Below are 11,484 nucleotides of genomic sequence, written 5' to 3'. Positions count from 1 at the left end.
AGATGTGTATAAGAGACAGCAATCGCCCCACCCGCCCTTCTACCCCGTGCGCAGGCCATGCTTTCGTCGCTGTTCATGACCTCCTCTATTGTCGGACCAAGTCTGGGCGGCCTGCTCTATGGCATCGGACCGGTCGTCTGCTACGGACTCTCCACGGCCGGGTTCACAGTGGCTTTTGCCGGAACATTCTCGCTCAGACTGCTTCATACCGTACCGACCAAGGAACCGATCACGTTTGCTTCGGTCTTTGCGGGTCTGTCCTTCCTCAATCGTCGCCGGGACCTTCTGGGAGCCATCACACTCGACCTCTTTGCCGTGCTGCTGGGTGGCGCGACAGCCATGCTGCCAGTCTATGCGGACGGTATCCTGCATGTAGGCCCGGTTGGTCTGGGGCTGCTGCGTGCGGCTCCAGCCGTTGGGGCGCTTCTGATGTCCTGGGGCCTGTCACGCTATCCCCTGAAGGGTCGCACCGGCCTCATCATGTTCACGGCTGTCGTCACGTTCGGTATTGCGACGATCGTCTTTGGCGCATCCCATACGGTCTGGCTCTCGATCGTGGCCCTGATGGTTCTCGGAGCCTCCGACGTCATCAGCGTGGTGATCCGTTCCTCGCTGATCCAGCTGGCCACACCGGATTCGATGCGCGGGCGGGTCTCGGCGGTGAACACGCTGTTCATCGGCTCCAGCAATCAGCTCGGCGAATTTGAAAGCGGCATGCTCGGAACCGCGATCGGGCCGGAAGCCGCCGTCATTGCCGGTGGGATTGGAACAATTCTGGTGGCGGCTGTCTGGGCCCGCTTCTTCCCGCGCCTGTGGGCACTCGACCGTCTGGAAGACATCTTTCCGGAAGAGCAGTAAGCCCAGAAATGCAAAAAGCTCCCCAAAGGGAGCTTTGTTTGCGGCCGGAGCAGCTTTCCGAAGGAAAGGCTGGCTCCCGAAGTAGGACTCGAACCTACGACCCAGCGATTAACAGTCGCTTGCTCTACCAACTGAGCTATTCGGGACCGGCGAGGTGGTATGTAGCCAAATGGCCGGGGTCGGTAAAGCCCCTAAATGAACTTTTTTTGTCGATTTTTTCGTTTCTCTTCAAAGACCTGAGAAAAACCGTCATTTTTCAGAGCTCTTCACGCCCCCGGGTCGCGAGTTGATCCACGCGTTCGTTATTCTCGTCGCCTGAATGACCCTTGACCCAGAGCCAGTCGATTTCATGCGGTTTCGCGGCTTTCAGTATCCGCTGCCACAGATCCATATTGGCCACGGGATCGCCTGCCGCATTGCGCCACTTCCGCCGCACCCAGCCCGTATGCCAACGGGTAATACCGTTGCGCAGATACTCGCTGTCCGTATGCAGCGTCACGATGCAGGGACGTTTGAGCGCTTCGAGCGCCTCGGCCGCCGCTGTCAGTTCCATGCGGTTGTTGGTGGTTTCCGGGTCGCCACCCAGAAGTTCCTTCTCCTGACCGCGGCAGACCAGAAGCGCCCCCCATCCGCCGGGACCCGGATTGGGTTTGCATCCCCCATCCGTCCAGATTTCAACCCGGGGACGTTCTCCAGGCGCCTCAGACATGAGAAGCACTTTGGAAATGACGCAGGCGCCGCAGATAGGCCAGCGGATCCTTGCGGGTCACCAGCGCATCTGCGGGGGTATTGATCCAGTCGTAAAGCCGTGTCAGCAGAAAGCGGATCGCAGCGCCCTGACACAATGTTGGAAGCGCGGCTTTTTCTGCATCACTCAGGGGGCGGATGCTCTCGTACCCCTGCATGATGGCGGCGGCGAAAGACGGTTCGAACGTCTTCTCATCCCGAAAACACCAGGCATTCAGGCAGATCGCCAGATCGTAGGCGAGAAAATCCGTGCAGGCGAAATAGAAATCGATCAGCCCCGAGACCTGCCCGTTCTGGAAAAAGACGTTGTCCGGAAACAGATCCGCATGGATCTGCCCGCGCGGCAGATCCCCCGGTATGGGCCATGCAGCCTCGACGCTCTGAAGCGCCGTCCGGACTTCAGCGGTCAGGCCGGGGGAAAGCGCGTCTCCGCTGTCGCCACAGCTTTCGAGCAGTGGCCCCCAGGCTGCCGGCGACAGGGCATTTTGCCGAACAGCATCATATCCCTCGCCCGCAATATGCAGCCGGGCCAGAGCCTTACCAAGTTCCAGACACAGCCCGGCATCAAGCTGCGTTGCGGAAACACCCGGAAGAAATGTCGTGATGGCGGCGGGACGGTCTGCGAGGCTTCGCAGGGCAGTCCCGCTTCGGTCCGATACGGGAAGCGGGCAGTTCAGCCCCCTGCCCGCCAGATACTGCATGAGCCCCAGAAACCACGGGAGTTCAGCAGCATTCACCCGTCGCTCGAACAGCGTAAGGATAAAATCCCCCTCCGTGGTGCGGAGGAGAAAGTTACTGTTTTCGACACCCTCGGCGATGCCATGAAACGAGACCAGCGTCCCGATCTCGTAAGTGCCAAGAAACGCCTCAAGCGTCTCGGCCGCCAGTTCCGTATAGACGGCCATGAGAAATCAGTCGTCCTCGCCAGCCAGCGGACCAGGCAGACGGAAGTTGATGTTCTCTTCCTTGACGATCCGCTCTTCGATCTTGAGCGTGTACTTCTCGGCCAGAGCCGTCACCATTTCCTGCACGAGGCTCTCGGGAGCGGACGCACCGGCACTGATGCCTAGCGTTTCCACGCCTTCCAGGACGCTCCAGTCGAGATTTTCGAGCTTCGGCACCAGCAGGGCACGGCGCGCGCCGGAACGCTCGGCGACTTCACGCAGACGCTGCGAATTGGACGAATTCGGCGAGCCAATCACGATCACAAGATCGCTCTCGGGCGCGATGGCCTTCACGGCTTCCTGACGGTTGGTCGTGGCGTAGCAGATGTCCTCGCGCTTCGGCCCTTCGATGAGCGGGAAGCGCGAACGCAGGATGTCCACGATCTCTGCCGTATCATCGACTGAAAGCGTCGTCTGCGTGATGAAGGCGAGCTTCGTCGGGTCTTCCGGCTGGATCGTGCGGGCTTCTTCCGCATCGTTGATGAGTGTGACGGCGCCCGGCGGAAGCTGACCCATCGTACCCACCACTTCCGGATGGCCGGCATGACCGATCATCAGGATGTGACGCTGGTCCGGGCCGCCACCTGCGAAATGACGCTCGGCTTCACGATGAACCTTCGAGACCAGCGGGCAGGTCGCATCCAGATACAGCAGGTTGCGGCGCTGGGCCTCGGCCGGGACCGCCTTGGGAACGCCATGGGCCGAGAAAACGACATGTCCGTCTTCGGGAACTTCATCCAGTTCCTCGACGAAAATGGCGCCCTTGGCTTCCAGTCCTTCCACGACCGTCCGGTTATGGACGATCTCGTGGCGGACATAGACCGGAGCGCCATAACGGCGCAGGGCCTCTTCCACGACGCGGATGGCGCGGTCCACACCGGCACAGAATCCACGCGGACCGGCGAGCAGGACGCGAAGGGTTTTATGGGCTTCCACACCGTCGGTGCGGGAAGGAGCGAAAGTCGTCTGTTCTGACATGGTGTTCCCCAAGCGGGCGGAGTTCGATATGTAGGACCAGTATCGACCGGATTGCCTCTCGTCGCAACGTCCGGGCCGCTTTGTTGGGAGTTTCTTCAGCTGATGCCAGCCATCCGGCGCTTCGCCTCGCCCCTGTTTGCTCCGGCTTTTGCCCTCGTGGCACTTTCGAGTCTGGCCGGCTGCGACGAATCCAACCCGAGTTTCTTCGCACCTGCCTGCCCGGCGCTCGATATCCCGGGTTCGGCAGCGGACCAGTTCGTCTATGACGGCAAGAGCGCGGATATCGGCAGTCTCGTCAGCCATGCCCAGATCGCCTCCCTCTCCGGGGACTGCGAACGTGGTCCGGATGGTCCGCATGGCCACCAGACGGTCCGCACACGCCTGAGCCTTGCGATGAACCTGACCCGTGGTCCGGCTGCGACCAGCAGCACGATCGACGTGCCGTATTTCATCGTCATCATGCGTGACGGCAAGATCGTGGACAAGAAGGTCTTTACCGACAGCTTCCGCTTCCCGGCCAATGTCAGCACGCAGTCCGTCCGGACGAACCTGCGCCTGATCGATCTTCCTGCCACGGACAACATGACGCAGGAAAATCCCTATACGCTCGAGATCGGCTACCAGCTGACGCATGGCGAACTCGGGTATAACCGCGAGCATCTCGCACCGGTCTCCTTCCACAGCCACACACAGTAACCAGAACGCCGGGCCAGCGCCTCAAACACGGGCGGTAGCCCGTTATTTCATGATAACGGCTGTCACGAACGGCCCGGCATACGGGTACGGCGGAATGTTCCGTGTCGGCTATCATTTCGGAACAGAAACACATGGACAGTCGCGAACTGACCCTCCGCGGGATCCTTCTCGGAGCCCTCATCACGGTCGTCTTTACGGCAGCGAACGTCTATCTGGGCCTCAAGATCGGCCTGACTTTCGGCTCGTCCATTCCCGCCACGATCATCTCGATGGCCGTCCTGCGCCTCATGGGCGGCGGGACCATGCTGGAAAACAACATGGTCCAGACCCAGGCCTCCGCGGCCGGAACCCTGTCCTGTGTGTTCGCAGCACTCCCCGCCCTGATCATGGTCGGATACTGGCATGAATTTCCCTATGTCATCACGCTCCTGCTGACGATGGCGGGGGGCATGACGGGCGTTGTCTTCACCATCCCGCTGCGGCGCGCGCTCGTCAGCAACTCCGATCTTCCCTATCCCGAAGGCACGGCCTGCGCGGAAATCCTGCGCGCCTCATCTCCCGAAGGTGATGCCCGGAGCCTGAGATCCCTCACCCTCGGCACCGTTGTTTCGGGAAGTATCGCCTTTGCAACCTCCGGGCTTCGCCTCCTGTCAGACGGTTTCTCTGCCGCGACCGTCATGGGATCGTCGGCTTTCCGTCTGAACGGCAGCTTTTCGCTGGCCCTGCTGGGAACGGGCTATCTGGTCGGGATCGGTGGCGGGATTGCCATGCTGCTCGGTGTGTTTCTGGCATGGGGCATCATGGTTCCGGTGCTGGGCCATCTCGCCCCTTCAGCCACCCCCCTGGCAGACGCAACCGGGCTCTGGTTGCACAAGGTGCGGTTCATCGGCGCTGGCACCATTGCAGTTGCCGCGATCTGGACCCTGCTGGCCCTTGCGCGCCCCGTGGCCCAGGGGCTGAAAGAAGCTCTCTCCGTTACTCATCTGGCAATGGGAGATGACAGCGACCGCGACCTGACGCCCCGGACGCTGATTGCCCTGTGCACAGGCCTCGCAGTGCTGCTGGCAGGACTGTTCGCCTATTTCCTGTGGCCCGTCATGCCGCATGGCGGTGCGCTGGTCACCCTGATCCTGCTGGGTCTGATCGCCTGCTTCGGGCTGGGCTTTCTGGTCGCCAGCGCCTGCGGCTACATGGCCGGGATCATCGGGTCTTCGTCCTCGCCAATTTCCGGCGTGGGAATTATTGCCATCATTGCCATTTCGGTCGCCTTGTGGGGGCTGGAAAGCACTGGACTGTTCAGCGTCGAACAACGTCCGATTGCCATTGCTTTCGGACTTTTCGTGCTCTCTGCCATTACGGCCTCGGCAGCTGTTTCCAATGACAACCTGCAGGACCTCAAAACCGGTCAGCTTGTCGGCGCGGCGCCCTGGAGGCAGGAAGTTGCCCTGCTGATCGGCTGTGTGGTCGGAGCGATCGTCATCCCCTGGGTGCTTCAGGTCCTGTATCAAGCCTACGGCTTTGCCGGAGCCATGCCACGTGAGGGCATGGACCCGTCACGTGCGCTTGCCGCGCCTCAGCCTGCGCTAATGGCCGCCATCGCAACCGGTATCCTGACCCACCAGCTTGACTGGCTCATGCTGGAAATCGGAGCAGCTCTTGGCGTGCTTCTGGTCGTCCTGGATGTCGTGCTGCACCGCCGCAATCTGGCCCTTCCGCCGCTGGCGGTCGGGATGGGCATCTATCTTCCGGCAGATGTCTCGGTCACGATCGGAATTGGTGCGGGGCTTGGATGGCTGTTGCGCCGTTTCCCCAAAGAGCAGGGAACGATGATTGCTTCAGGCTTCATTGTTGGAGAGAGCCTGATCGGCGTAGCGCTCGCCGCCATGGCGGGAGCGACGGGAAGCGCCGATACACTGGCGCTTCCTATCCCGGCCCTGTTGAATGCCGGGCTGGGTTGGGCAGTTTTCTGTGGTGTCCTGCTCTGGTTCGGACGGCAGGTCAGACAGTCAGGCTGAGCCCGGATGGGTGAAGCCCCAAATCAGGCCTTCACCCACCACTGCACCGGCTCCTGCTCGGCTGCTTCCTTCTCTGCAATTTCCGCGGCTGCGGGAGCGGCTTCCTTGCGGGGGCGCCCGACAGGACGGGGCGCGCGACGTGCAGCCTCGGCAGCCTGTTCGCGGGCCTGATGCAGGCAGGCCTTCAGCGTCTGGATCGCATCCTGATTTTCACGCAGTTCGCGGTTCAGTTCGGTGATCTGGATTTTCGCATGGGCTTCGCGCGTCTCGAACGCCTTGAGCTGGGAGCGGACTTCCATCAGGCTCCGCTCGGCTTCTTCCCAGCGGCGCTGCTCGCGCTTGACCGACTGGCGCAGACGCTCGATTTCTTCCTGGTCTTCCTGACTGGGATTGCGCGCGGCAATTCCACGGCTTCCCTGATGTTCGACCACAACCTGTCCGTCACGGACGAAACGCCGGCGACGTTCGGGAGTGGGTGTGAGAGGCCGGGGCTTGGAAGAGCGGGAGGAGGCTCCTGCCCCCAGACGGGCCAGAGCCTGTCGCAGCTTGTCTTCTTCGTTAACCTGATGCTCGTCCTGCATTCTGTATTCTTCAACCAATATGATATTTGTAGATTTCGTCCCTGCCGGACAGGCCTGCCAAAAAGACAGAAAAGCTGACCGGACCTCGGCCCACCCAGCAACGACTTGCCCTGACAAGGATATGAAAAGTCGACTCGTCTGGAGGAGCTCCAGCGTTCTGACGCGAGTTTCCTAGCACTTCACCGGCATTCTGTCATCAGGACAATAAGCGAAGGCTTATATTTTCTTCTGATGCCAGCGTCCCGGAGACCAGAGGATATCCGTTTCACCATGATTATTGGCGTGGCGGGCAAGAACAAAGAAGTAATCGGACAGTCTGTTCAGGAAACGAAGTGTTTCTGCAGGGGTCTGCTCGAGCACGGCCACCCGCCGCTCGGCCCGCCGCGCGACGGTTCTGGCCAGATGCGCGTGCGCTGCGACGAGGCTCCCACCGGGCAGGACAAAGCTTCTGAGTTCCTGCTGGGACTGGCGCATCTCCTCCAGCCGGTCTTCAAGCCAGAGACTGGCTTGCGCAGTCAGACTGGGAGCGCGGTCCGGATCGGGAAGACAGAGATCCGCACCGAGATCGAACAGGCAGGACTGGATCTGCCGGACTTCGTCTTCAAGACCGACAGTCCGGGTGTCCTGTGCCAGGTAACAGCACAGGGCACCCAACTGGGCATTGAGTTCATCAACAGTCCCCATCGCTTCGATACGGTCAGACGACTTGGAAACGCGTGTCCCGTCTCCAAGTGATGTCTGCCCCCCGTCTCCGCCACGGGTCACGATCCTGTCGATGCGAATGCTCATGCCCTGATCCTGCTGCTTAGCGGCTTCTTTTGTGCTTCGCGTGATGGCTGATCGTGCGATCGCCCATCAGGTCATGCGCACGGGACGTGTGATCCGTCAGCATCTTGTCGGTATCCGAAGCGAGGGTCTTCACATCGGGAGTACCACCCGCAGCCTTGGCCGTCGTGATGGCCTTGGTCAAATCGGCCGTCCGCGTGCTCACGACATCACGCAGGAACATGCGATCAAACGCCGCACCATAGAGATGCGAAAACGAATCGACATGCTCCTGATCGGCAGCATCGATCTTGGCAGCCACGGTCAGGTTGCCATCCGAAGCGATCTTGGCGACGGCCTTCTGATTGGTCGTGTGATCCGCCTGAACGGTCGACGCGAATGCCTTGATCACGTCGCTGTTGCTGTGCGTGGCCGCAAGTGTCGCAATGGCGATCTGCGTCTGGTCCATCTCATCGATCTGCTGGATGAAGGCCGCGTCCACCGTGGTCAGCTTGTATGTGGATGCCACGCTTGGAAGAGCTGGAGCCGGCGGCGCATCCGGAGCATTACAGGCGGCCAGACCAGCAAGAAGGCCGGCGGACAGGCACAGACGGAGATACGAAACAGTCATCGAAGCTTCCTTTTTCAAACGCACCTGGCCTCAAAAGGACAGGCCGCGACAGACTGACACTCCACTCATGACAGTCTCTCATTCGCTGTTCAGACAACACATGATACATTCACGGCATGTCCGCAAATCCTGTCCGCGCCAGTATGCCCGATCCGATCCGGGGAAGTTTCATTTTCGCTACCCTTTCGGCGGCTTCCGGCGTCATGCTTGGCGCATTGTCCGCCCATCTTCCGGACCGGCTTTTTGCCGTTCCGGGTGGACGGGCCATGCTGCATTCCGCAGTCGAGATCCAGATGTGGCATGCCCTGGGCCTCTGCGTACTGTCCCTGAACGCATCCCGTCTCTCGCCGAAACTGATCCGCCTGTCCTGTCTGTGCATGGCGGTGGGCATGGTGCTGTTCTGCGTGCCGGTCACACTGCTCGCCCTGTTCAATCTCAGACTGGGCCCCATGTCAGTCGGACGGATCGCCCCTTATGGCGGGACGATGCTCATGATCGCCTGGTGTCTGGCTGCAGCATCTGCCCTGCGGCGTCCGTTCCGGGACTGAGCCGCGTCAGACGCGGTTTTTTCTGATTCGCTGAAAAATCAGCAGACCGATTGCCTGCACACCAAGCGCCAGAAGGAAGCAGGCAATCATGATCCCCGTCAGGATCAGCTGTTCGCGTCCAAGACCGGATTCAATATGAAACAGGCTGTAGAGTTCCTGCCAGGCAGATGTTCCCGCCACATGCTGCGCAAGCTTGATCGCCGGTTGCCAGAAGCGGAACACCGAGGCGAATGCGAGCGTCAAACCAACGAGGATTACGGTCCGGATCAGGGTTTCCGTAACGCTTATCTCGCGCGGAGGCGTCCCGTCCGGGCGTGATGGTGTTTTTTTCAAACGCATGACCTTTCGTCAAAACTGGGCTTTAATCATCTGTTCCCGTCGTTCTGCGTTATGGCATGCAGAGGACAACATCAATGAAAGCCTTTTTCATGCGCCGTTCCCTTCTTGCCGCTGCCGGCCTCGGTCTGGCGCTTACCGCAACCCTTCCCGCTCAGGCTGCATCCAGTGAAGTGCCTCCGGTGCCGGCCCCGCAACTGGCTGAAACGTCCGCGCCGCCCGTCGCCACGCCCTATCCGGACACGATAGTCGCCCATGATCAGGTGGCGCAGGCCTTCGCTCTGGCGCAGAAGACCCATCGCAAGGTTCTGCTCGATTTCGGTGGCAACTGGTGCCCGGACTGCAAGATGCTCAGCGGCATTTTCGCCCTGCCCGACGCGGCACGCTGGCTGGACAGCCAGTTCGTCGTCGTCCCGGTCAATGTGGGGCGCATCAACACCAATCTTGATCTGGCCGCGCGTTATGGGGTGACCATCAAGGCCGTCCCGACCGTCATCATAGTGACACCGGACGGCCATGCCCTGAATGGCGACGGATCCACGGCTCTGGGCAATGCCCGCAGCATGTCACCACAGGCTGTCCTGGACCTCATTTCCAGCTGGAACAAACGCGGCTAAGTCCCTGAGGCTCCGGCTTTTTCCGGAGCCTTACCCTCTGCTCAGAGGGCGAGAACCTGCTCGGCCTCATGCACGACTTCCGCTAGAACATCCGCTTCGAACGGAGAGGTTAGCCCGGCCTCGGACACAAGCTGCGCGAAGGGTTTTGAGCCCCCTTCAGCGCAAAGTCGGCGATAGGTTTCCAGCGTCCCTTCCCGGTCCAGACGTGAGCCCAGCCAGAGCTGCAATGCGCAGCACTGGGCCAGCGCATAGTCGATGTAATAGAACGGCAGCCGGTAGATATGCAGTTGCGCCTGCCAGCGTCCCCCCTTCGCCGCATAGGCCAGATCGCCCCAGTCCCGCCACGGCATGTAAAGCTTCTCAAGTCGCTGCCAGGTCTGATGACGCTCTTCCGGTGTCATCTCCGGATGGGCGTAGACTTCATGCTGGAAGTGATCCACGCAGACGCCATACGGAAAGAACGACAGCGCGTCGATCAGATGCATCCGGCGATACCGGTCCGCCGCGCCATCCTCGACCAGAGCGCCAATCTGCGGCCATGTCAGGAACTCCAGCCCCATGGAATGGATTTCAGCCGCTTCCATGGTCGGCCAGAGCTGATCGATCCACGGCAGGTCACGGCTTTTCCAGTTCTGGAAGGCATGACCCATTTCATGGGTGAAAACGCCGATATCGTTATGGGTGCCATTGAAATTGGCAAAAATGTAAGGCGTTCCAACCGTTGGGAAGGACGTGCAGAAGCCGCCCCCGGCCTTGCCCTCGCGGTTCTTCAGATCAAGATAGCCCAGATCCCGCATCCGGGCGTAGAAATCGGCCAGCTCGCCTGACGGATCGAGATCGCGGAACATACTTTCCGCCCGTGCGACCAGAAGATCATGATCGCCCGCAGGGCCGGGATTCCCCTGAAGGTCGACGAGCGCTTCATCCCACGCCATCACCTTGTCCCAGCCCATTTTCAGGCGCCGGCGTTCGATCAGCGAGCTGATCAGCGGCGTGACATAGGCCAGAACTTTCTCACGGAAAGCCGCAACCTGCTCAGGGCCATAATCTGTCCGCCGCATCCGGCGATACCCCAGTTCGATATAGTTCTCGAAACCGAGCGTCTTTGCCATCCGGTCACGCAGGGTGACGAGCTTGCCATAAAGAGCATCCAGTTCGGCACCGTTTTCCTCAAAGAACGCCCAGCGCGCCATTTCGGCAGCATGACGGACATCCCGGTCCATTCCCTGAAGATACGGCACCAGTCCCGACAGGTTGAGCGTCTTGCCGTCGAAAGGGATGTTTGCGGCCGCCAGAAGCGCCGTGTATTCCCCCGCAAGCCGTGCTTCTTCCTCAAGATCCGTGCTGATACGTGGATCGAAGGTCGTCGTATCAGATTCCCAGAGCCGCACCACATGGGACGTTACGATGGCTTCAAGCCCCTCGCGGTCAGGATCGGCCAGAAGGCGTTTCTTGACCGTCACCTCATGATCGGTCGCGACCGGAGACAACCGGTCTGCATAGTCACGATCAGCCCTGGCAGTTTCATCCTGCGTATTGCGCGAAAACTGCAAGTGCACATGCGATGCCCACGACTCATACTCGCGCCGGACAGCATCAAAAGCGTGCAGGGCTTCCACACGGTCACCTGCATCAAGCAGAGACGCGATGGCATCATAACGGGCCTTGAGAGACTGTTCGTCAGGCCGAGGGAAAGACAGTTCGGAAAAGGGAGGGATTGTCTTCGTCATGGCATAATTCTGCCATTCCCCGGCCCCTGCGTCCATGC

13 protein-coding genes and 1 tRNA gene are annotated in these 11,484 nt (G+C 60.5%); 5 read left to right on the top strand and 9 right to left on the bottom strand.

The features are described 5' to 3' along the window. Positions 1-21 precede the first annotated feature (21 nt). The gene (locus tag KP701_RS14495; RefSeq protein WP_371819001.1) at positions 22-858 is read left to right on the top strand and encodes an MFS transporter; all 837 of its coding nucleotides are present in this window, start codon (positions 22-24) and stop codon (positions 856-858) included. A 70-nt stretch (positions 859-928) separates the two neighbouring features. On the opposite strand, the gene KP701_RS14490 is transcribed toward KP701_RS14495, so the two are convergent. From KP701_RS14490 to ispH, 4 genes are all read right to left on the bottom strand, one after another. Further along, positions 929-1,004, bottom strand: a tRNA-Asn gene (locus KP701_RS14490). A gap of 110 nt (positions 1,005-1,114) precedes the next feature. Next, a complete protein-coding gene (gene rnhA / locus KP701_RS14485; RefSeq protein ID WP_215747657.1) occupies positions 1,115-1,567 on the bottom strand; it encodes a ribonuclease HI in 453 nt (150 codons plus the stop codon). Next, positions 1,560-2,510 (bottom strand): homoserine kinase, encoded by a 951-nt coding sequence (locus KP701_RS14480; protein ID WP_215747656.1) that lies wholly within the window; start codon positions 2,508-2,510, stop codon positions 1,560-1,562. Before KP701_RS14480 ends, rnhA begins: the two co-directional genes overlap by 8 nt. A 6-nt stretch (positions 2,511-2,516) precedes the next feature. Then, positions 2,517-3,527: a 4-hydroxy-3-methylbut-2-enyl diphosphate reductase gene (gene ispH, locus KP701_RS14475; protein ID WP_041110638.1), complete on the bottom strand. Its 1,011-nt coding sequence runs from the start codon at positions 3,525-3,527 to the stop codon at positions 2,517-2,519. A gap of 102 nt (positions 3,528-3,629) precedes the next feature. On the opposite strand from ispH, the gene KP701_RS14470 reads away from it, so the two are divergent. Continuing rightward, positions 3,630-4,223 (top strand): hypothetical protein, encoded by a 594-nt coding sequence (locus tag KP701_RS14470; RefSeq protein WP_215747655.1) that lies wholly within the window; start codon positions 3,630-3,632, stop codon positions 4,221-4,223. A gap of 131 nt (positions 4,224-4,354) precedes the next feature. Next, entirely contained in the window at positions 4,355-6,238 is a 1,884-nt protein-coding gene (locus KP701_RS14465) for an OPT family oligopeptide transporter (RefSeq protein ID WP_215747654.1), read from the top strand. 23 nt (positions 6,239-6,261) lie between these two features. Here the strand turns inward: KP701_RS14465 and KP701_RS14460 are convergent, their stop codons facing one another. From KP701_RS14460 to KP701_RS14450, 3 genes are all read right to left on the bottom strand, one after another. Further along, a complete protein-coding gene (locus KP701_RS14460; protein ID WP_215747653.1) occupies positions 6,262-6,819 on the bottom strand; it encodes a hypothetical protein in 558 nt (185 codons plus the stop codon). Positions 6,820-7,035: 216 nt separating this feature from the next. After that, positions 7,036-7,608 carry a cob(I)yrinic acid a,c-diamide adenosyltransferase gene (locus KP701_RS14455; protein WP_215747651.1) on the bottom strand — a complete coding sequence of 191 codons (573 nt, stop codon included), beginning with the start codon at positions 7,606-7,608 and terminating at the stop codon, positions 7,036-7,038. Between the two features lie 16 nt (positions 7,609-7,624). Continuing rightward, the gene (locus KP701_RS14450) at positions 7,625-8,215 is read right to left on the bottom strand and encodes a DUF4142 domain-containing protein (RefSeq protein WP_215747650.1); all 591 of its coding nucleotides are present in this window, start codon (positions 8,213-8,215) and stop codon (positions 7,625-7,627) included. 116 nt (positions 8,216-8,331) lie between these two features. On the opposite strand from KP701_RS14450, the gene KP701_RS14445 reads away from it, so the two are divergent. Beyond that, complete coding sequence (locus tag KP701_RS14445; RefSeq protein WP_215747649.1) at positions 8,332-8,763, top strand: DUF423 domain-containing protein; 432 nt, start codon at positions 8,332-8,334, stop codon at positions 8,761-8,763. A 6-nt stretch (positions 8,764-8,769) separates the two neighbouring features. Here KP701_RS14445 and KP701_RS14440 read toward each other — a convergent pair whose 3' ends face one another. Beyond that, entirely contained in the window at positions 8,770-9,102 is a 333-nt protein-coding gene (locus KP701_RS14440) for a hypothetical protein (protein ID WP_215747648.1), read from the bottom strand. 89 nt (positions 9,103-9,191) lie between these two features. Here KP701_RS14440 and KP701_RS14435 point away from each other — a divergent pair, with 89 nt between their 5' ends. Then, positions 9,192-9,716, top strand: coding sequence for a thioredoxin family protein (locus KP701_RS14435; RefSeq protein ID WP_252345653.1), 525 nt, complete (start codon positions 9,192-9,194; stop codon positions 9,714-9,716). A 41-nt stretch (positions 9,717-9,757) separates the two neighbouring features. Here KP701_RS14435 and KP701_RS14430 read toward each other — a convergent pair whose 3' ends face one another. Continuing rightward, entirely contained in the window at positions 9,758-11,446 is a 1,689-nt protein-coding gene (locus tag KP701_RS14430) for a M3 family oligoendopeptidase (RefSeq protein ID WP_215747646.1), read from the bottom strand. Positions 11,447-11,484: the final 38 nt, after the last annotated feature.

The sequence above is a fragment of the Gluconobacter sp. P1C6_b genome (assembly GCF_018811945.1).
In the GTDB taxonomy this organism is placed as follows: Bacteria; Pseudomonadota; Alphaproteobacteria; order Acetobacterales; family Acetobacteraceae; genus Gluconobacter.
The sequence above is the reverse complement of the archived record's forward strand: the minus strand, read 5'-3'. Positions and strand labels throughout refer to the sequence as shown.